Genomic DNA, 19,329 nt, shown 5'->3' on the forward strand with positions numbered 1-19,329 from the left:
ATTGTCAAAACCCGCTCAACTCACCATAATCTGAGAAGGTACAGCCCGCCACAAATGATCTAACCGATTTGCAGGCATAGTTAGATACAAGACATCGCCTGCACTTAAATACGTCCCTAGTAAATCCCAACCGTGGATCGTTTGGCAATTCGTTTCGATATACAGTGGCACAAAATCAGATTGCATTGCGGTTTCTTTAACGCGCTGACCGCAAAAAGGGTGTGAAGGAGTGATTAAAGTTGCCAAAGCAACCCAAAGACTATCAGCAGTGATGCCATTACCTAAAATCCTTCCGCCCAGCGCAGCGGCGGCAAAAGCTGGGGCGGCAAGTTCAGCAGGGCTTAGCACCGCCTCGAATTCAAAAACTTGTTGTGCCATGTGCGCAAAATCTGGATGTTCGTAGCGGACGATCGCAGGAATACTCGGCGTTAATGTTTTGGCATTCAGCGCAATTTCTAAATTAACCGCATCGTTACTTGTCACAATCAATAAAGCACTTGCTGATTTGAGATTCGCGGCTTGTAATGTTTCGGGTAAACTTGCATCACCTTGAATCACTGGGATGCCTAAACCACGCGCAGTATTAAGAAATCTATTATTAGAATCGCGTTCAATGACAACGACTTCATGTCCGCTTGCATGGAATTGTTGAACAACTTGCACGCCAATGCCACCTAATCCACAAACAATGTAATGATGGCGTTGAGGAACTCGTGCCGCATCCCAAAACTGTTTGAAGCGGGTTCCTAAAACAAAATCGTTGAGTAGTGCATAGCAAATTCCGATAATACCTGCGCCAATTAACATCATGAAGGCGGTAAAGACTTTGATGCTGTCTGGCGCTTTTTCGACCACTTCTTCTTTACCGCCAGCACCTGTGATCATGCCAACCGAAAAATATAAAGCATCAATCAGTGAAGTATTTAAATCAAAACAGATATAAGTGAGCGTTGCAGTAAAAATAGTTATAAGCAGAACTAACGTCACAACCATTAACGATTGCCCATGTTGGCGAAATTGACGTAGGTTAGTGACGACTTTTAGCAGTTTAGAAAGCGCTGATTTACGCATTGTTCGGATACTCGGTTGCGTACCGACGATCAGGCGATCGCCAACTTGCAACTGTTGTCCTGAACTGACCGCACAAACTAGATCGATTTCACCTTGTACAGGGAGATAATAAATCAACATCCGCGCGCGATCGTCCCATAAATCGCTCAATAGTCGCCCGCGCCAAGGATGATTTTCGTGAATATATTCTTCTTGAATCGGCCATGTTTGATTAAAGAGTTTGAGTTGCCCGATCGCTCGATTTCCCAAGGCAGCAAAGTAAAATACCGGTGCGGCTAAACCCGAAACACTCATGCTAACGTGATCCGGTAGAGTATGGTCGAGGCGATCGCCTAAGTTGGCATTAAATAAACGATTGATAATCCGAATTCGAGGATTGAGGACTCGCGCTTGAATGAGAATTGCTAAATTCAGCGCATCATCACTGTTTGCCAGTACCAGTGTTTGCGCCGTTTCAATACTTGCCGCTTGTAAAGTCGCCGCTGCTTGCAGATCGCCAACAACGATCGTTTCTTCTTTGGGAATCGGCTGGTGATGAATTCCAACGACACTTGCTCCTTGTTGTCTAAGCAAACAAAAAATTTTGTAGCCCGTGCGTTCTAAGCCGCAGACAATGATCCGAGGTTTCATATCTTAATCGCAATTCCCCAGTAGCAAGCGAAAGTAACTTACTGTTGTCTAAATCACCATTTTTGACTACTAGCAGCGCACATACTGTAGCTGAAAACACTGCTACTCAAAGTTGTTATTCACAAAAACAGTTTGAATTATGAGTCTCTATTTAGAGTTGCTAATTGCTAATGCGTCATTATTTATGGCTATGAACGCTTAACCAATCGGTGTGGCGAGTATAACTTTTTGCAATCTCGCTGTACGTGAACAAGAAAAATTAACTTTGTTGGTCAATAAATTTGCATAAAAAGGCAATACGCTGCAAAAGTCACTCATTTATTCTGAGCTTATACAAGCTAGGTTACAGCCCGACGCGACTTAATAAACACTTATACATAACTTCCACTGACAAAATTATGATAACTGTTTCAAAAGTTACAGAATATCGCGATCTAATTTCTGATGACTATGATTTAAGCCAAGATAGCCTTTTAAATTACAGCGAATTTGCTAGCGACACTCTACTAAAAATTGTGCCCACTCTTACAGAATTTACATCAGTAGCGTCATCGTTAGTAGAAACTGCCGATGAATCGCTTCAGCAAATTATTTCAAACGGTTTTGTCGATTCGGTTAAAGAAAAGGAACTTCCTTTTATACTGCCAGACATTGAAAGCAACAAGCTTGTTAGCACTGAAAAAATAGCTTCAGCGATAAGTAATGCAAAGACGTTTGACTTAGGGCAAAGTTTTGGGTGGATTGGTAACGATCCACCAACATCACAATTATCAACTCAACCACAGCGTTGTGGTTGTTCAGCGTGCTGTGGTTTTGCTAGCGACTTCAATAACGATAGTTTAAACTTTCAAACCGCAGCCTCAGCAAACGGAGGATTAACACCCCAAGCAAACACAGGGGTTTACTACATCGATGCACTACTACCTACTCCAGCGAATTACTGGGTTGGTTCGACGATAAGTTATAGCTTCATGACATCAGTACCAAGCTATTATCCCTGGAATAATTCAGAGCGCAACAACTTTGTTCCTTTTAATGCAACGCAAGCAAATGCAGCACGAAGAGCCTTACAACTTTTCAGCGAGATTTCAGGACTCAGATTTGTTGAAGTATCTAATGCAGGTGCAGGGGGAACAATTCGGTTTGGTACAGCAAACTTAGGAGATACTAAAAGCGCTCACGCCTACCTTCCAGATAACAATCCCTTGGGAGGAGATGTTTGGCTAAATAATTCTTACTATCCTAATTACACTCAAACCAATAGCTCTTATGGATTTTTGACCATGGTTCATGAAATTGGTCATGCACTAGGGCTAAAACATCCAGGTAACTACAATGCAGGGGGAGGAGGTAGTCAAGGTCCTTTCTTACCCGCACAAGAAGATAACACCAAGTATACGGTGATGTCCTACTTTAAGCATCCAGGTAGTGGGATTCATCCTCAAACACCAATGCTTTACGACATTGCGGCAATCCAGTATCTCTACGGTGCTAATAATAACACTCGTCCTGGCAATAACACTTATTCATGGAATGCAAATCAAGCCTTTATACAAACAATCTGGGATGCTGGCGGTAATGATACTATTAGCGCTGCGAATCAATCTCTAGCTGCAACGATTAACCTTAACCCTGGAAGCTTTAGTTCGATTGGACGTTTCTCTAATAGCAGTAGCAATCGAGCTAATGGTAACTTGGCGATCGCCTACAGAGTCACAATTGAAAATGCGATCGGAGGTGCAGGAAACGATACTCTCATCGGTAATAACGTTGCCAATAATCTTTCTGGTAGAAATGGCAATGATTATTTGTTTGGTGGCGGTAGTTATGACACGCTTACAGGAGGTGCAGGGAAGGATATTCTCATCGGCTACGGTGGTAGTACAGAAGTTGATGTTTTGACTGGAGGCACAGGTACAGATACCTTTGTGTTAGGTGAAGCCTCTAATGTCTTTTACCGAGGAGATGGCTATGCTCGGATTACCGATTTTGATTGGCGGAATGACTATATTCAAGTAAGGGGAACTTCAAATCAATACTCGTTACAATCAGGAAATTGGTTTGGCAGTGCTGCACTTGATACCGCAATATTCTTTGGCAATGATGCGATCGGCGTCGTCCAAGATTCTACTAACGTTAGTTTTGCACGCGACTTTATTTTTGCTTAGCAACTCTATCTTGTTTCGTGGAACGATATTAAATAGAGGTTAATCTAGGGAAAACAAGATAAGACTAATGCCGCCAAGATGAATCACATTTTTGCAGCTAGGGTATTTACCGAATTATCTACGCAGCTAGTACGCGCGTTTGACGCAATCTACAGTGGCTGGATTCTGTGGAACTTGTTTTTGGCTTTTATTCCTTTAGCGCTTAGCTTTTGGCTATTTCGCCGCAAAACACGCTCTCGTTCTTTGGTGTGGTGGATAATTTTTGTTGTTTTCGTGGCTTTTTTACCCAACGCACCTTACGTTCTCACGGATATCATTCATCTCATTCGTGGAATACGCCCTAATATATCGCCGTGGATAATTACGCTGTTTGTCATCCCTGTGCATCTATTTGCCATGCTAAGTGGCTTTGAGGCTTATGTTGTCTCTTTGATTAACCTAGGCTATTACTTAAGACGTCTAGGAGCAAGACAATTTGTCGTTTGGGCAGAATTAATCGCACACGCGTTATGTGCGGTTGGAGTTTATCTTGGTAGATTTCGCCGCTTTAACAGTTGGGATTTAGTAACTGAACCTGGTAACGTTCTACTGAGAACCGTCAATGATTTAACTGAACGACGCCCTTTATTTGTTGTATTTATCATCTTTATTATTATCACAGCATTTTACTGGATAATGAAACAAATAACTCTGGGGCTTGTGCTCCGAATTCATCACGCGCGAGCAAAAACTGACATCGATCAATATCTATAAATTTTGTTCTTCTCAATTCATCCAATCCAATATTTTATCTTTTCGCTGCCATAACTGCTCTTTCAAATTTGCGACTACCTAGAAGGATGTAGCTAATAAATTTAGGCAGCATTTCGTTAACTCTGGGGAACAGTTTGTTTGCTGCTCAGCTATCTAAAAGCTCTAACAAGTAAAGTAGTAACGGTCGCAAAAACTCCATCACTTAAGGCTTTAATGCGATCGCTCCTGACTTCATCAATATTGAATTGCTCATTTGATGTACTCATATCATTTCAATAATTGAGAATGAGATGTCAAATATCTAGTCTAAGAATTGATACAATCCAATTAAATTATCATCAGGATCTCTGAAATAAACTGTTTTAATTCTATAATCTATATTATTCATAGGCTCTGTAACAAAGTTAATGTTTTTATGCAGCAGACGATGATATTCTTGCTCGATATCATGTACAGTAAAAATTAAAGCTACTTTATCTTGACATTCTGCATGAGTTGGTTTATCGGTAGTTCTAATAATCTCTGCCATTTCTTGACGTCTAAACAAACTCAATTTCATTCCACCAACCTGAAACTCAGCGTAACCACTTTTTTCATCTTCTACATTAACCGGAAATTCCATAACATCTTTGTAGAACAGAAAACACGCTTTGAGATCTGAAACAAGTAGTCTTGTATATGCAGAACTTACTTTCATAACTGCTTACCTCAGTAAAATCAAGTTATTTTAATAACTATGAGTAGATGCAGTAAAGGCTATATGCTACAAATGAAACTCATTTTTGGCTAAACCTTACCAATATTCACTCAAAGGTTCATATTGCGGCTCTTATGGTAGTAATTCAACATCTGCGAAACTACGCTGCTGACCATAATTCATTATCCGCATCATTCTATCAAGTAAGTGATGGAAAGTAGCAGAAATTAGCCCACGATTTTGTAATCTTATATTGACATATTCCCTCTCCATAAGATTTCTATTTGATTTTTGGACGTTTTGTCAAGGCTGTTAATTGTTAATAAACTTTAATCATTGACCATTAACTGTTGACAGGCTAAGCGCCAAATTTCATCTCTAGAATCGACTTGCTATAATTCTACAAGGCATGGTTGATTTTATGATTTTAAGCGAATGGCAAGATGAATTCAATCATCCTGATTAAGTTCTAGCGTGGTGTTGTCTGAGTGCAAACTGACGACTTCAAAAATATGTAAATCTGGTGGTTGAAAGTTGGCAAGCTTTTTTCCTTGCGCCTGTACTTCTGAATTATTAAGAAAAGCGTGATAGTTTTCAAGGCTTCGCCATTGCGCATAATTTATAACACGTACGCCATCCAAACTTTTGTGAAGGGTAGCCGAAACAAAACCTGGTTGATACTTCACTGCAATTTCAATAAACTCAATAATAGTATCGATTAGCTGTTGTTGGTGTTCTGGTTCAACAGTGAAAACAATTATGACTGTAACGACGTCATTATTTTTAGCGATCGCTGGCATTTCATTATCTCATTTTTAATAACAAATAGGGTGAGTTATTACCCACCCCGCGACAAATCAAATTGGTAGCATTGTAGTCTTCCAATATTACGCAAGATCAAACAACAGAATCTCTGCACCAATATCAGTACTCATTTCTAAGTCTCCTTCGTACATTTGCACTCCATCTCCTGCGCGCAGTTCCTGATCGTTAAGAGAGACAATTCCTTGCGCAACTTGTAACCAAGCATAACGGTTTGGTTTGAGGTGATAATTCAAAATATCACCTTTTTCTAAAACAGACGTATACAAATCAATATCTTGCTGAATTGTCACCGCGCCATCACGCCCATCTTTAGCAGCAATTAAACGTAAGTTACTGCGTCGTTGTTCTAGAGGAAATGCTTTTTGCTCATATCTAGGTTGTACTCCTTGTGTATCAGGAATAATCCAAATTTGTAAAAAGTGAACAGGTTCAGTTTTTGATGGATTAAACTCGCTGTGAGTAATTCCAGTACCTGCACTCATGATTTGTGCTTCTCCTGGAGAAATAATCGCGCCGTTACCTAAGTTGTCTTGATGTTCTAATGCACCTTCTAGAACATAAGTAAAAATTTCCATATTGCGGTGGCTATGCATCGGAAAACCAGCGCCAGGAACAACGCGATCGTCGTTGATGACTCGTAAAGCACGAAAGCCCATCCGCGCCGGATCGTAAAAACTCCCAAAAGAAAAAGTATGGTAACTGTCTAACCAACCCATTCGCGTACGACCACGAGCATTTCTATCATGAATAATATTAGTGGCTGTGTGCGTCATATTTTTACCTCCTTGAGTTTTCTCCTACAAGCTTTCTCGTAACTATATGGATAGCTAATTATTAGATTAATTATTATTGAAGTTTCTAAAACGCTAAAGCTACTAAAATATTTTAATAGATTTTACTTAATAATCTCTTTAAATAAAATTCTTATGGTTGTTCTCTATTACTATATTAAATAAAAAAGATAAAAATAGTAAGTACGTACTCAAAAGTAAGTTACTTACTTTTGAGATATTGCTATTTAAGGAGTTATTTAGTATCGAGTATCTATAAATACTAGTATTAATTTTATTCAAGCCACAAAAAATATTAATGGACACAACGAGCCAGTATAAATATTACTTGCCTTTGCGTTCTATTTAAAATATAAAAACGGTAGCTCGTTAAAAAGGGAAAATTCAGTTTGTGCGATCGCCTAAAAGTAATAAGTCACCCAGAGAATGATTTACACAACAAGCGAAATAAGCTTAAAAATAGAAATGTAACTAAAACTTCTACAGAAATCTGTTTCATGAATTACCACGTCATCTACGACGGCAATTGCAACCTGTGCGTAACTTTTGTCCAATTACTCGAAAGCTTTGATAAGGGACAAATGTTTCGATACGTCCCCATGCAAGACCAAGCGACACTTGCACCCTGGGGAATTACACCACAAGATTGCGAATTAGGTGTAATTTTGCTTGCTACTGATGCACCCGAACATCGTTGGCAAGGTACAGCAGCGATCGAAGAAATTGGGCGCGTGTTACCGATGGGTAATCTTTTTGTGGAAGCTTATCGCGGATTACCAGGCGTCAAGTGGGTAGGCGATCGCATTTACGAACAAGTTCGCGATAACCGCTACGCATTATTTGGGAAACGTCAAAATACTTATAATTCACCTTACTGTAGTGAATGTGGTAGTCAATCTGCCAGCAATTGAGCAAGATTAGATAATTCCTTAAAGCTACTTGTGACCAATGACTACTCTGGTGCTGTTGGCTGATTAAATACGCGGATAATTTCGCGGCAAAACGATTTTAACTTTTCTCCGACCTCAGGGGAAGGTTGAACAGCACCAACGAAACTCCAGTTTTCCACGGTAGAAAGACGCCACTGCTTACCGCGATGGTCGAAACCTGCGGCTTCAACACCGATACAAGCGCGATCGCCGTTTAAAGGATCTTCGTGAAAGCGGATTTGCACCAAAATGCTGCGACTTTGCAACGAGCGACTAACACCAGGAAAGTGAAAACCAATATCGATTGAATCAGGATCGACTAATTCTCTAGTATCAGGATCATTTGTCCACGGTTTGAGGTCAGACCTAGCGTCAGGAAACTCTGATTTAAAAAGATTAACGACTGTAGCAATTTTACTAGTAAGTTCCAAATTAGTTGCTTGCTCAGCTGCGTTCACGCGGGAACTCTCCTGGATTTTGAGTCTAGTGTAGTGAAAAAGACGACAGAAAACCGCTAGAAAGCTTACTGTATTGGTTTTCCAGCTTAACAATACTTTATTAATTTTGCAATCGCTGCTCTGTGGCGCGATCGCATCACAGATGCTAATAGATATTTATACTCAAGAGCTTAAATCTTAACGATCTCTACGCGCCGTGAGAACATCCCTCTCGCAGTAGGAGACGAAAATTTCATTTGGGCAAGACAATAGCAATTGATTCTTGCCACCAGCGATCTAAAATGACACTGTTCATCAGCAGACAAAAGTATAGTCAGATTATGGCGCGTTATCGGTCAATTCTGTCATTGATTTTAGTTATCGTGACAACGTTTCTTGTTAGTTGTAGTAGCCCCAGCGCTGCAAAAGCACCTCCCACCTATACGGCGGCGCAGATAGAGCAAATTCAGCAATACGTTCCCGATATTGTTGCTTTACGCGATCGCATGAATAACGAACTTATCACATTGATTAAACGTCGCGATTGGATCGATGTCAGCAACTTCATTCACGGTCCTGTTGGGGAAATGCGACTCAAAATGACTTACGTCACTCGCAATCTTCTACCGCAAGACCAACAATCAGCACGCGAATTTACTCGAAATTTGTTTGATAATTTAGTCAAAATTGAGCAAGCCGCAGAAGCCGCTGATTACCAAAAAGCGACGCTTAACTACCGCGAAGCCTTAGCAGACATCGATGGCTTTTTACAGTTGATTCCTAAACCAACATCACCACAAGCAAGTGAAGCGTAACTAACGAGGGGCAAGGGGCGAGGGAATAGTGGTTAGTACTGCGAGAAGTTTATATGTAGTTTTTTCTCCTCTACGCCTCTGCTTCCTCTGCACCTCTGCTCAAACATTCTCACTCAAATCATGAGTCATGTATTAATTATTGGCTGTGGTGTGATCGGGGCGGCGATCGCCTACGAACTCAGTTTATCTGGGCTGGAAGTTACCGTACTCGATCGACAACCGCCCGCCCAAGCAGCAACAGGCGCAGCGCTGGGGGTATTAATGGGAGCCATTAGCCACAAAATTAAGGGTAATGCCTGGCAGATGCGCGCTGCGAGTATCAAACGCTATGAAACCCTCATTCCAGAGCTAGAAGCGGTCATTATGCGGCGGATTCCCTTCAATCGACAAGGTATATTGATGCTTTGTTTTCAAGAAGAAGATTTAGCCGGTTGGGAAAAATTAGCCGCAGTTCGTTCAGCACAAGAATGGCAATTAGAAATTTGGAACGCTGCACAATTACAATCGCGCTGTCCGCAGCTTAATAGTGAAAAAATTACAGCAGCAATTTACTCACCGCAAGATCGACAAGTTGACCCCGTAGCGCTTACCTTAGCTTTAGTAGAAGCCGCAAAGCACAAAGGAGTTCAATTTCATTTTGGAGTCACAGCCACAGGTTATTATCTCGATAACGCCGATCAACGGATGTATCTCCAAATCGAGAACGCTCAATTATCCGAAAAAATTAAAGATGTTGATTGGCTAGTCATCGCCGCCGGTACTGGTTCAACACCGTTGCAATGGCGACAAGAATCGACTTCTCGCGATCGCACTCCCATAGCACTCACATTTGCACCTACGCAGCAAGCACAATCAACGCCAGCCGTAGAAATTAAACCTGTACTCGGTCAAGCGATTCATATGCGGGTCAACCAACCTTTAGGCGATCCCAATTTTCAACCTGTTATTACAGGCGATGACGTTCATATTGTTCCCTGTCTTAGCAGTCAACCAATGACAGATTACTGGGTTGGTGCGACAGTAGAATTTTCTGCAAACGGACAGGTAGTCGCAGATGCTACGCAATTAGAAAAAGTTAAACAGCAAGCGATCGCATTTTGTCCTGCTTTAGCCCAAGCCAAAATTATCCGCACTTGGTCAGGATTACGCCCACGCCCCGAAGGACAACCAGCGCCTATCATTCGCCACGTGCCAGGTTTTGACAACATTCTCCTCGCGACAGGACACTACCGCAACGGCGTTTTACTCGCACCTGCTACCGCCGAGAAGATTCGGGAGATCGTTATGAGGGGCGAGTGAATTGCTTAGTCCAATTACCCATAACCTCATACCACTTTACAAGACAATCAGAAAACTCAGTAAGAGTAAACCGAGGATTAATAGCCAAAACTGATATTGTTGAAGCCAGCTACGGAAATTTGCACGCAAGCTGCTTTTGTAAGACTGCTGTGATGCGCGCAATTGAGCTTGTGTGACATCTTGATAAAGCGTACACTCTTTGGCATAGGGACGCTGCGGAAAATTACACGTATCGTCTAAGTGATAGGTACAGCGATCGCACAAGTACGTATCACCAGTAGCGCGGTGTAAGGGGATTCCTGGATGTCCGTAAGCTTTGAGTGGAGTACGGCAATAAGGACAAGTAACAGCTTGTGCATCAACCGATTGATGACAACGAGGACAATGTGGCATTGATAACAGTAAAGTTAAAGTTAATGTCAACTAAGGAAATAAGCGATCGCCATAAACTTGGTACTCTGCTGACTCGACAATTTTATAAGTGCGACCCATTTGTTGCAAAAATAGTTGTTCTATCCGATTTAGAAACTCGTCAGGGATAGCTTTCCATTGTTCTTTCGTCGCCCAGCGAATCACTAAAATAACTTCTGATGTTTCTTGTGGATTCAGCCAAACTTCTTTTCCTAGAAATCCAGGACACTCAGCCAGCGCTTTCGTCCAAACTTCTGCATCCAATTGCAAATATTGTTCGCGCAAATCTGGGTCTACTTTACACTTAAGTAACTCAATAACCATCTTAGCGATTTTCTATCTTGCAGTAGCTATAGGCAAAGCTGTAAATTTGCCACAATAGAACTACAGGCACTTAGGGTTTACGCTTCAAGCATAGCTTTAGCAACCGCAATTCTATGCCCATAACACGGGATACAGTAGTATCAGAGTTATGTTCTTGTGGCGACTCATTCCTAATCCTGACTTTTGATTTCGTCTGTTTATTGATTAAATATCCGCAAGATAGCATGGAAAGCAACAACTGGATTAAACAGCTATTAATGGTTGGTATAGGCACAACGTCATTGGTAGCCGAAAAGCTGCGGGAAGTAAGTGATGAATTAGTTAAAGACGGTAAGCTTCAGCCAGACCAAGCGAAAGAGTTTATTGACAACTTGATGCACCAACTTAAATCAGAACAAGGTAATTTTGAGGTGCAAATGCAGCGTCAAATGCGCAATATGCTGCAAGACTTGGGCGTACCCCGCCAAGCAGAAATGGATGAACTACGCGGGCGAATTGACCGTCTTGAGCGCCAGGTACGCGATTTAGAAAATAAATTGTGGCGGGGAATGTAACTACTGTGGTTTAGCTAACAGCGAATCGCTTTTGACATAAACTAGAACACGTGAAGTCGCTCAATTTGTTGTCTTGAGGGAGAACTAAATTTTGAGAGAAATTTTAATTAGTTTGGGTGTTGTCATCGCTTGTGTCATTGTGCTGGTAGTCGCGCAGTTTAGCAGTCAACCCGAATCGGCAATTGCCGAAGTCACGCCAAATCAACCAGCAAATGAGGTTGTTGCACCCAGCAACGCTACTACAGAAAATACTTTACTTGCAAGTAACATGATGTCTGATGAAAATGCTGTAACAACGCCCTCTGGACTGAAATACATTGATATCCAAGAAGGTGATGGCGCAACTCCAAAAGCTGGGCAAAGAGTTTTTGTCCATTACACTGGAACTTTAGAAGACGGAACGAAGTTCGATAGTTCGCGCGATCGCAATCGTCCCTTTGACTTTAAACTTGGTGCAGGACAAGTCATCAAAGGTTGGGACGAAGGAATTAGTACGATGAAAGTCGGCGGACGTCGCCAGTTAATTATTCCTCCTGAACTTGGTTACGGGGCGCGTGGTGCAGGTGGAGTAATTCCTCCCAACGCCACCCTCGTCTTTGATGTAGAACTACTACGGATTTCCTAAATTCTTAGCCGCACTACCATCGCTTTGTCCCTAAACGCTACAGTGGTTATGTGTTGAGGTGTCGTAGCCCTGAATTTATGCAACTTGTCCCAAAAACCGAGTCACCGCAGGCTGTCCCTAGTAGTATCAATCAACCCACAGAAACAATCACGCTAGACGTCCAAGGGATGAAGTGTGCTGGCTGTGTCAAGGTTGTCGAAAGTCAGTTAACAAAAAATGAGAGCGTACTTTCTGCGTGTGTAAACTTGGTTACAGAAGTTGCCGTTGTTGAGTGTACCGCAGGTGCTGTAGATGCCGCCGAACTCGCGGAGAATTTAACCGCTGCTGGCTTCCCTACCCAACCACGTTATGCACAGGGAGAAGCTACTCTTTCTAGTAGTGTAGAGCCAGCAAAACACCGTCAGGAAATGCAATCAGCATTTAGACAGTTAGTTGTTGCTGGCGTTTTGCTTGTATTGTCTAGCTTAGGACATTTCAGCGAGTGGGGTTTGCCTGCACCGCCGATGTTGCACAATATTTGGCTGCACTTTGGACTTGCAAGCGCCACCTTACTCGGACCAGGACGCCCAATTTTACTCGATGGCTGGCGGGGATTGCGGCGCAATGCACCCAACATGAATACCTTAGTGGGATTGGGAACGCTGACGGCTTACACCGCAAGTTTAGTAGCACTTTTGTTTCCACAACTTGGTTGGGACTGCTTTTTTGACGAACCTGTGATGCTGTTGGGCTTTATCTTATTAGGAAGAACATTAGAACAACAAGCGCGAGGACGTGCAGCATCTGCTTTTCGTGAATTACTGGCGCTGCAACCGCAAGTTGCGCGTTTAATAGCCGATCCTACAACCGGAGTTTCTTCAGGACGCGAAAGTGTAGAAATTCCTGCCGATCGCGTGCGCGTGGGCGAATGGTTACAAGTTCTACCAGGTGAAAAAATCCCCGTTGATGGCGAAATCGTTGCTGGAAAGACAACGGTAGATGAATCAATGCTTACTGGGGAAGCCATGCCAGTGACAAAGCACCCTGGAGATACTGTAGCCGCAGGTACAATTAATCAACTAGGAACAATTTCACTACGAGCAACGCGCACAGGGAAAGATACGACGCTAGCCCAGATTGTCGCTTTAGTAGAAGCCGCGCAAACGCGCAAAGCACCCGTTCAAAAATTAGCAGATACGGTAGCAGGATACTTTACCTATGGCGTGTTAACTGCTGCGGTATTGACGTTTGTGTTTTGGTATTTTATTGGGACTCATCTTTGGTCTGATGTCGTCACGCAGCCGCATCACCTTGTCCACTTAGGACACAACTCACTACATCAACCGCATCACATCCAGACAACAATTTATTCACCGCTGTTACTCAGTTTAAAACTCGCGATCGCCGTGATGGTTGTTGCGTGTCCGTGTGCTTTAGGACTAGCGACACCTACCGCGATTCTGGTCGGTACAGGAGTAGGTGCAGAACGTGGGTTATTGATCAAAGGTGGCGATGTCTTACAAAGAGTACACCAATTAAGTACGGTAGTTTTTGATAAAACTGGTACGCTCACAACCGGACTTTTGCACGTCAGCGATTGCATTGCACTAACGGAAATTCGCAACGCAGAAGATATATCCGATTCGCAATGCCTGCTACAACTAGCAGCAGCCGCAGAAAGTGGCAACGCGCATCCTGTAGCTACCGCGATCAGGCAAGCTGCACAACAGCAAAACTTGCCAATTCTCGATGCCCATAACTTCGACATGGAACCAGGATTAGGAGTATCAGCCGTAGTTGCAGGTCATACTCAGGTGTTGCTGGGTAATCAGGAATGGCTCGAACAACACTCGATTACGATTGATGATGCTGCACAACAACTGAGTCAATCGCTGCTCAATAACGGTAAAACTGTCATCTATGTAGCAGTAGAAAGCGCATTAGTAGGATTAATTGCGCTGACAGATACGCTGAGAGCAGACGCAAAGGCTACGGTAGATAGCTTGCGGCAAATCGGTCTACAAGTCATGCTCTTAACTGGGGATCGACAAGAAGTCGCGGCGGCGATCGCGCTACAACTCGCCATCGAACCACACCACATCCTTGCCGGCGTGCGTCCTAGTGGGAAAGCCGCCGCCATTCAACAACTACAATCGCGAAATCATCTCGTTGCTATGGTAGGTGATGGTATTAATGATGCTCCTGCCTTATCACAAGCTGATGTTGGAATTGCCTTAAAAACTGGCACTGATGTTGCTATAGAATCCGCAGAAATTGTCCTAATGCGCGATCGCCTAACAGATGTTGTCGTCGCGATCGACTTAAGCCGTGCGACTTTCAATAAAATTCGCCAAAACTTATTTTGGGCATTCGCCTACAATACGCTAGGAATTCCGATCGCGGCTGGTGTTTTATTACCTAGTTTTGGTTTTGTTCTTAGTCCAGCAGCGGCAGGTGCGCTTATGGCATTTAGCTCAATCAGTGTCGTCACCAACTCTTTATTATTGCGCCGCTTTCACCAACAAGAAAGTGAAGCGTCATTGACTACGGGTGAGAAGCGAGGGAACAGTGATTAGTGGCGCTTTGGTTAGTAGTTAGTTTGGAGTTTTGAGTAATAAACTCATTTATAATTCACCCTTGCTTCCCTGTACCTGAAGCTCCCATGCTTCCCTATACGTAGTCACTCCTAGGCAAAAAGTAATGCTCTGGGAGTGTTACTTTATGTAACTAAACTGCAAAGGAGCGTTAGTTCCTGGTGATGAATATAAAGGCTACCTTAGATTTGATATAGGAGACATAATGTAAAGTACAATCAAGCTAAGTTAAGCTAATTCAATAATCTCAGCCAAGATCGCGCTTTTCGATAGCGATCCGCAGCTAGTATGACCAAAGCGAAACTAACAGATTGATTCAGTGATTTTACTAACCGATGCTTCAATGGCTTTACAACCTAATCAGAACCACATACTGATTGTTGAAGACGATCAGGGACGTAAAGAATTTAGTTTAGACGCTCCTGTGTACTCTATCGGCAGAGACGCGCGCTGCGATATCCGTTTGTTTTCGCAGTTTGTTTCTCGTCGTCACGCAACGCTGGTCAGATTACCACGCGAAGATGGCAGCTTTTACTATCGTATTATTGACGGCGACTCTAAAGGAAAACCTAGTGCCAATGGATTACTGATTAATGGTCGGAAAATTCCTGCGCACGACCTCAAAAATGAAGATGAAATTGTGTTTGGTCCTCAAGTTCGAGCAATTTATTACCTATTGAGCAGAGACACAATGCCTTCTGGTCCCTTGGACGAGTATGATGTCACTCTGATTGGTCCGAATATGATGCCAGAGTTTGAAGACTAAACAATACTAGCGACAAGCATCATTCGACTGTAGACCCTAGCAAGACCAGCATAAGAATTAACGATATATATTGGAAATTCGTAAGCCCCCAAATCGGCGGGCTTAATTTTTGTAAATTATTGGTTCAGCCACAAATACTTTCGATTAGCTGCCACTGATGATTATCGGCGATCGCCTGATTTACTTGTTGAAACATTTGGTAGCAATGGTTATTCATTTGTAGCGGTAATTCTTCGTTTTTGACGACAATGTTAATCCGCGTTTCTGTGGTTGAATTCATTGTTTTGTCAGTCAGAACTTCGACAACGACCAATCGAGCGAAAGGGCTTTTACCTGGCATTTCCTGCGCCATGATGTAGTCGCTTGTGTGGTATACAATATCAAGATTGCAAGTTTGCAAAACCTCAATCAGCAACTGCTGTAAACGTGTAGGCGGAACTTCAACAGTGAACCAGCTGGTATAGCGAGCCATAGATACTCCTCGCTGGGAAAACGCGCGTCGATTCTATGATATACGACAGATTGCCAATACCAGGGGTTAGCAAAACAAAGCTAGCGCATTGAGAAATTTATTTCGACTTCTGTATAGAGTAAAGTAAGTGCATGAGTGGCAGATTGATCGTCTTTGAAGGTGTCGAAGGTTGCGGCAAAACAACGCAGTTACAGCGATCGCATCAATGGCTAAAAACATTATCGTTACCCGCGATCGTCACCCGCGAACCAGGTGGAACAAATTTAGGTACGGCGCTACGCCAGTTATTGTTAAATGTAGGCAAGCAGCCAATTTATAATTCTACCGAGTTGTTATTGTACGCAGCAGACCGCGCCCAACACGTAGAAGAAGTCCTCAAACCCGAACTCGCCAGCGGGACAATTGTTTTATGCGATCGCTACGTTGATTCTACCGTCGCGTATCAGGGCTACGGGCGAGGTCTGAGTCATAGTTTAATTGCGCAATTAAATTCCATCGCCACAGGTGGGTTAGAAAGCGATGTCACGATTTGGTTGGATATCGATGTAGCTATCAGTCTCGCCAGAAAACAGCATCAGAGTACGAGCGATTGCGCGGAGCGCAGCGCCGGAGGCGATCGCATCGAGCAAGAAAAAATCGAGTTTCATCGCCGCGTACAACAAGGTTACACCGAATTAGCTCAAAATCACCAAAATCGCATCGTTCGGGTCGATGCCAGTCGTAGCGTAGCCGAAGTCCAAGAACAAATTCAGCAAATCTTACTACAACGCTTTCCTGAAATTAGAGACAAATATAATTCATAACTACTCATGCCTAGGAAAGCCACAATAGTAATAGAACTATAACACTAGGGCATCATAGAAGGTCAGAATCATTGCCCTGATTAAGTTTTAACTCTGACCCCTGAATATATGTCCAATTTTTTCGCACCAGTTATCGGACAAACACAAGCGATCGCATTACTGACACAAGCCGTCAATCGCCAACGCATTGCGCCAGCTTATTTATTTGTTGGTTCACCAGGCGTAGGACGTAGCTTAACCGCACAGTGCTTTATTACGCAAATCTTCTGTACAAATGCTCCAGTCGATCAGCATCATCAAATCAAACAACGCATACAACTAGGAAATCATCCAGACGTATTGTGGGTGCAACCAACTTATTTACATCAAGGACAGCGACTCACCGCCGCAGAAGCCGTAGCAGCTGGAGTCAAGCGCAAAGCACCGCCCATAATTCGCGTCGAACAAGTTCGAGAAATCGCGCAATTCCTCAGCCGTTCTCCCTTAGAAGCATCTCGCAATATAGTTGTCATTGAACAAGCAGAAACAATGGCAGAAGCCGCCGCAAATGCGTTGCTCAAAACACTAGAAGAACCAGGACTAGCAACAATTATTTTAATTGCGCCTGCGGTGGAAGCGTTGTTACCAACATTAGTATCGCGGTGTCAGCGAATTCCGTTTTATCGCCTAAGTCGCGAGCAGATGACGCAAGTTTTACAGCAAGCTGGCGATGAAAATTTGCAGTCGCCCACTGTATTAGCGATCGCGCAAGGAAGCCCAGGAGATGCGATCGCCGCGAGTCAGCAACTCCAAGCAATTCCTGCTGAACTAATCAACGCGCTGACTCATCCACCGCGATCGCTGCATAGCGCCTTAGATTTAGCAAGACAAATTGATAAAACTTTAGAGACAGAAGCGCAATTGTGGTTGGTAGATTACCTACAACACGCTTATTGGCAGCAGTTTCTAGCAGGAGACATACAACACTCACCTTTACCATATTTAGAACAAGCCAAAAAGTACTTACGCTCCTACGCACAACCACGATTAGTTTGGGAAGTGACGTTTCTACAAATGAGTCAATTGCAACCACAATAGATCAGTAGAAAACGAAGAGTTACCTAACTGGCTTGAATATGCTGAAGCGATGCTGAATGAGAAATAATGCGATCGTGTTTGCCACACCACAATATTCCTCAAGGCTAAATCGGATTTAGGGTTAAGGTTTTAGCTGAGCTAGGCTAGCACCGCGATAGTAGTGCGATAAAATTTGCTGGTACTTAACACCCTGTTGCGCTAAATTATACGCTCCCCATTGACTCATACCCAAGCCATGACCCCAACCACGACCATCAAAGCGTAAACCCAAAGGTTCGGCTGTGATCGTAAAGCGCGTACTTCTCAAACCAAGCGCAGTACGTAAAGCATCACCTCGTAGTTCGCGCGTACCGCGATCGCCGATAAACTTCATACTTTTGACACTACCATAAGGACTTAAAACGGGCGTTAAAGCTTGTACCGTGCCAATTCCAGTAATTTTCTGGTTCAGTTCTGCTCCCGTCACCGTCTTTACCCACTGACAGGCATTCACATTGTCATCGTAGCCAGCAACTCCCCGTAAGTATGGTAATGGTTGCGACCACACATCTTCCACATTTTCTGTATGACCGCCCGAACACGCATGAAATGCTGCGAGAATCGCTTTGTTATTGTGAGTGAGGATTTGCCCTGTGGTGGCATTTACCGCAGCATGAGTACCAGGTGATTCGCTGGCAATACCCTTGTAAACCTGTGATGCTTGCGTATTGACAACATCATAAACACCGTTGCTTTCATTTTCTCGCTTGTAAACCGCATAAGTACGCGCCGCAACGGCTTGGGCTTTTAAAGCTTCTTGATGCCAATTACCATTCATCTCTCCGCCGAGAACGCTGTAGAGATACTGTTCCAAATCGACGTAGTTAACCGCAGTTACGCCTTGTTGTGTGGGCATTAACAAGGTTTTTCCGCGATACCAGCGATCGCCAATGAATACATAGCCATCCCCACTCGGCTCAACCCACATCGCCGAAGACTGCACCTGCGCTAAGGCAACGCCAGCAGGATTGGGTTGTGCGTAAAAGGCATTCATTGCCGCAAGTTGTCCTAATGGTTTGCCACTGCTGTAATCGCGGATTGTCGCCGTTGTTGAACTACCAACTTTAATTTGCTCGACACCTTGTTCAATTGCTACGCGAATTTCCATCGCCGCTGCGGGAGTAATGAACGCGAGCCAAAACAAGGTTGACCACCAGAATCGCCCTTGAAGCGATAACAAGCGTAGAAGTTTGAATTTCATACTGGCATCCTTACATTTTTTGTTCTGGCGATTAAATAGAGGTTGATGACGATCAAATTTCAAATACAT

General features: G+C 43.3%; 20 protein-coding genes. 11 read left to right on the forward strand and 9 right to left on the reverse strand.

Annotated features, from left to right (window positions below; translation table 11 throughout):
* Positions 1-15: 15 nt before the first annotated feature.
* Entirely contained in the window at positions 16-1,701 is a 1,686-nt protein-coding gene (locus GLO7428_RS21900) for an NAD-binding protein (protein ID WP_015190769.1), read from the reverse strand.
* 398 nt (positions 1,702-2,099) lie between these two features.
* Between GLO7428_RS21900 and GLO7428_RS26260 the strand changes: the two genes are divergently transcribed.
* Positions 2,100-3,869 carry a M10 family metallopeptidase C-terminal domain-containing protein gene (locus GLO7428_RS26260; RefSeq protein ID WP_015190770.1) on the forward strand — a complete coding sequence of 590 codons (1,770 nt, stop codon included), beginning with the start codon at positions 2,100-2,102 and terminating at the stop codon, positions 3,867-3,869.
* Between the two features lie 78 nt (positions 3,870-3,947).
* Positions 3,948-4,622, forward strand: a complete 675-nt coding sequence (locus GLO7428_RS21910; protein ID WP_015190771.1) for a DUF1361 domain-containing protein — start codon at positions 3,948-3,950, stop codon at positions 4,620-4,622.
* A 301-nt stretch (positions 4,623-4,923) separates the two neighbouring features.
* Here GLO7428_RS21910 and GLO7428_RS21915 read toward each other — a convergent pair whose 3' ends face one another.
* From GLO7428_RS21915 to GLO7428_RS21925, 3 genes are all read right to left on the reverse strand, one after another.
* Entirely contained in the window at positions 4,924-5,319 is a 396-nt protein-coding gene (locus GLO7428_RS21915) for a VOC family protein (protein WP_015190772.1), read from the reverse strand.
* 449 nt (positions 5,320-5,768) lie between these two features.
* Positions 5,769-6,119 carry an antibiotic biosynthesis monooxygenase gene (locus tag GLO7428_RS21920; protein ID WP_015190773.1) on the reverse strand — a complete coding sequence of 117 codons (351 nt, stop codon included), beginning with the start codon at positions 6,117-6,119 and terminating at the stop codon, positions 5,769-5,771.
* 87 nt (positions 6,120-6,206) lie between these two features.
* Complete coding sequence (locus tag GLO7428_RS21925; protein WP_015190774.1) at positions 6,207-6,917, reverse strand: pirin family protein; 711 nt, start codon at positions 6,915-6,917, stop codon at positions 6,207-6,209.
* 515 nt (positions 6,918-7,432) lie between these two features.
* Between GLO7428_RS21925 and GLO7428_RS21930 the strand changes: the two genes are divergently transcribed.
* On the forward strand, positions 7,433-7,846 hold the full coding sequence (locus tag GLO7428_RS21930) for a thiol-disulfide oxidoreductase DCC family protein (protein WP_015190775.1): 414 nt from the start codon (positions 7,433-7,435) through the stop codon (positions 7,844-7,846).
* Between the two features lie 41 nt (positions 7,847-7,887).
* Here the strand turns inward: GLO7428_RS21930 and GLO7428_RS21935 are convergent, their stop codons facing one another.
* Complete coding sequence (locus GLO7428_RS21935) at positions 7,888-8,322, reverse strand: hypothetical protein (protein ID WP_015190776.1); 435 nt, start codon at positions 8,320-8,322, stop codon at positions 7,888-7,890.
* Positions 8,323-8,603: 281 nt separating this feature from the next.
* Here GLO7428_RS21935 and psbQ point away from each other — a divergent pair, with 281 nt between their 5' ends.
* Both psbQ and GLO7428_RS21945 read left to right on the forward strand, forming a co-directional pair.
* The gene (gene psbQ / locus GLO7428_RS21940; RefSeq protein ID WP_231295518.1) at positions 8,604-9,116 is read left to right on the forward strand and encodes a photosystem II protein PsbQ; all 513 of its coding nucleotides are present in this window, start codon (positions 8,604-8,606) and stop codon (positions 9,114-9,116) included.
* A 120-nt stretch (positions 9,117-9,236) separates the two neighbouring features.
* Positions 9,237-10,415: an FAD-binding oxidoreductase gene (locus tag GLO7428_RS21945; RefSeq protein ID WP_015190778.1), complete on the forward strand. Its 1,179-nt coding sequence runs from the start codon at positions 9,237-9,239 to the stop codon at positions 10,413-10,415.
* A 36-nt stretch (positions 10,416-10,451) separates the two neighbouring features.
* Here GLO7428_RS21945 and GLO7428_RS21950 read toward each other — a convergent pair whose 3' ends face one another.
* Both GLO7428_RS21950 and GLO7428_RS21955 read right to left on the reverse strand, forming a co-directional pair.
* Positions 10,452-10,808 (reverse strand): zinc ribbon domain-containing protein, encoded by a 357-nt coding sequence (locus GLO7428_RS21950; RefSeq protein ID WP_015190779.1) that lies wholly within the window; start codon positions 10,806-10,808, stop codon positions 10,452-10,454.
* A 30-nt stretch (positions 10,809-10,838) separates the two neighbouring features.
* Positions 10,839-11,150, reverse strand: coding sequence for a TIGR03792 family protein (locus tag GLO7428_RS21955; protein ID WP_015190780.1), 312 nt, complete (start codon positions 11,148-11,150; stop codon positions 10,839-10,841).
* A 224-nt stretch (positions 11,151-11,374) separates the two neighbouring features.
* Here GLO7428_RS21955 and GLO7428_RS21960 point away from each other — a divergent pair, with 224 nt between their 5' ends.
* The 4 genes from GLO7428_RS21960 to GLO7428_RS21975 all read left to right on the forward strand — a co-directional run bounded on the left by GLO7428_RS21960 (position 11,375) and on the right by GLO7428_RS21975 (position 15,668).
* A complete protein-coding gene (locus GLO7428_RS21960) occupies positions 11,375-11,704 on the forward strand; it encodes a phasin family protein (RefSeq protein WP_041918722.1) in 330 nt (109 codons plus the stop codon).
* Positions 11,705-11,795: 91 nt separating this feature from the next.
* Complete coding sequence (locus tag GLO7428_RS21965; protein ID WP_015190782.1) at positions 11,796-12,329, forward strand: FKBP-type peptidyl-prolyl cis-trans isomerase; 534 nt, start codon at positions 11,796-11,798, stop codon at positions 12,327-12,329.
* Between the two features lie 77 nt (positions 12,330-12,406).
* The gene (locus GLO7428_RS21970; RefSeq protein WP_015190783.1) at positions 12,407-14,884 is read left to right on the forward strand and encodes a cation-translocating P-type ATPase; all 2,478 of its coding nucleotides are present in this window, start codon (positions 12,407-12,409) and stop codon (positions 14,882-14,884) included.
* A 361-nt stretch (positions 14,885-15,245) separates the two neighbouring features.
* Positions 15,246-15,668, forward strand: coding sequence for an FHA domain-containing protein (locus tag GLO7428_RS21975; RefSeq protein WP_015190784.1), 423 nt, complete (start codon positions 15,246-15,248; stop codon positions 15,666-15,668).
* A gap of 124 nt (positions 15,669-15,792) precedes the next feature.
* Here GLO7428_RS21975 and GLO7428_RS21980 read toward each other — a convergent pair whose 3' ends face one another.
* On the reverse strand, positions 15,793-16,140 hold the full coding sequence (locus GLO7428_RS21980) for a hypothetical protein (RefSeq protein WP_015190785.1): 348 nt from the start codon (positions 16,138-16,140) through the stop codon (positions 15,793-15,795).
* Positions 16,141-16,271: 131 nt separating this feature from the next.
* On the opposite strand from GLO7428_RS21980, the gene tmk reads away from it, so the two are divergent.
* A complete protein-coding gene (tmk, locus tag GLO7428_RS21985; RefSeq protein WP_015190786.1) occupies positions 16,272-16,943 on the forward strand; it encodes a dTMP kinase in 672 nt (223 codons plus the stop codon).
* 108 nt (positions 16,944-17,051) lie between these two features.
* The gene (gene holB / locus GLO7428_RS21990; RefSeq protein ID WP_015190787.1) at positions 17,052-18,020 is read left to right on the forward strand and encodes a DNA polymerase III subunit delta'; all 969 of its coding nucleotides are present in this window, start codon (positions 17,052-17,054) and stop codon (positions 18,018-18,020) included.
* Positions 18,021-18,141: 121 nt separating this feature from the next.
* On the opposite strand, the gene GLO7428_RS21995 is transcribed toward holB, so the two are convergent.
* Positions 18,142-19,260: a SpoIID/LytB domain-containing protein gene (locus tag GLO7428_RS21995; RefSeq protein ID WP_015190788.1), complete on the reverse strand. Its 1,119-nt coding sequence runs from the start codon at positions 19,258-19,260 to the stop codon at positions 18,142-18,144.
* Positions 19,261-19,329: the final 69 nt, after the last annotated feature.

Source organism: Gloeocapsa sp. PCC 7428, assembly GCF_000317555.1.
Taxonomy (GTDB): Bacteria; Cyanobacteriota; Cyanobacteriia; order Cyanobacteriales; family Chroococcidiopsidaceae; genus Chroogloeocystis.

Bases quoted from the DNA above. Each gene is read 5' to 3' on its own strand.
- GLO7428_RS21900 (WP_015190769.1), bottom strand. From the start codon at position 1,701: ATGAAACCTCGGATCATTGTCTGCGGCTTAGAACGCACGGGCTACAAA.
- GLO7428_RS26260 (WP_015190770.1), top strand. From the start codon at position 2,100: ATGATAACTGTTTCAAAAGTTACAGAATATCGCGATCTAATTTCTGAT.
- GLO7428_RS21910 (WP_015190771.1), top strand. From the start codon at position 3,948: ATGAATCACATTTTTGCAGCTAGGGTATTTACCGAATTATCTACGCAG.
- GLO7428_RS21915 (WP_015190772.1), bottom strand. From the start codon at position 5,319: ATGAAAGTAAGTTCTGCATATACAAGACTACTTGTTTCAGATCTCAAA.
- GLO7428_RS21920 (WP_015190773.1), bottom strand. From the start codon at position 6,119: ATGCCAGCGATCGCTAAAAATAATGACGTCGTTACAGTCATAATTGTT.
- GLO7428_RS21925 (WP_015190774.1), bottom strand. From the start codon at position 6,917: ATGACGCACACAGCCACTAATATTATTCATGATAGAAATGCTCGTGGT.
- GLO7428_RS21930 (WP_015190775.1), top strand. From the start codon at position 7,433: ATGAATTACCACGTCATCTACGACGGCAATTGCAACCTGTGCGTAACT.
- psbQ (WP_231295518.1), top strand. From the start codon at position 8,604: ATGACACTGTTCATCAGCAGACAAAAGTATAGTCAGATTATGGCGCGT.
- GLO7428_RS21945 (WP_015190778.1), top strand. From the start codon at position 9,237: ATGAGTCATGTATTAATTATTGGCTGTGGTGTGATCGGGGCGGCGATC.
- GLO7428_RS21950 (WP_015190779.1), bottom strand. From the start codon at position 10,808: ATGCCACATTGTCCTCGTTGTCATCAATCGGTTGATGCACAAGCTGTT.
- GLO7428_RS21955 (WP_015190780.1), bottom strand. From the start codon at position 11,150: ATGGTTATTGAGTTACTTAAGTGTAAAGTAGACCCAGATTTGCGCGAA.
- GLO7428_RS21960 (WP_041918722.1), top strand. From the start codon at position 11,375: ATGGAAAGCAACAACTGGATTAAACAGCTATTAATGGTTGGTATAGGC.
- GLO7428_RS21970 (WP_015190783.1), top strand. From the start codon at position 12,407: ATGCAACTTGTCCCAAAAACCGAGTCACCGCAGGCTGTCCCTAGTAGT.
- GLO7428_RS21975 (WP_015190784.1), top strand. From the start codon at position 15,246: ATGGCTTTACAACCTAATCAGAACCACATACTGATTGTTGAAGACGAT.
- GLO7428_RS21980 (WP_015190785.1), bottom strand. From the start codon at position 16,140: ATGGCTCGCTATACCAGCTGGTTCACTGTTGAAGTTCCGCCTACACGT.
- tmk (WP_015190786.1), top strand. From the start codon at position 16,272: ATGAGTGGCAGATTGATCGTCTTTGAAGGTGTCGAAGGTTGCGGCAAA.
- holB (WP_015190787.1), top strand. From the start codon at position 17,052: ATGTCCAATTTTTTCGCACCAGTTATCGGACAAACACAAGCGATCGCA.
- GLO7428_RS21995 (WP_015190788.1), bottom strand. From the start codon at position 19,260: ATGAAATTCAAACTTCTACGCTTGTTATCGCTTCAAGGGCGATTCTGG.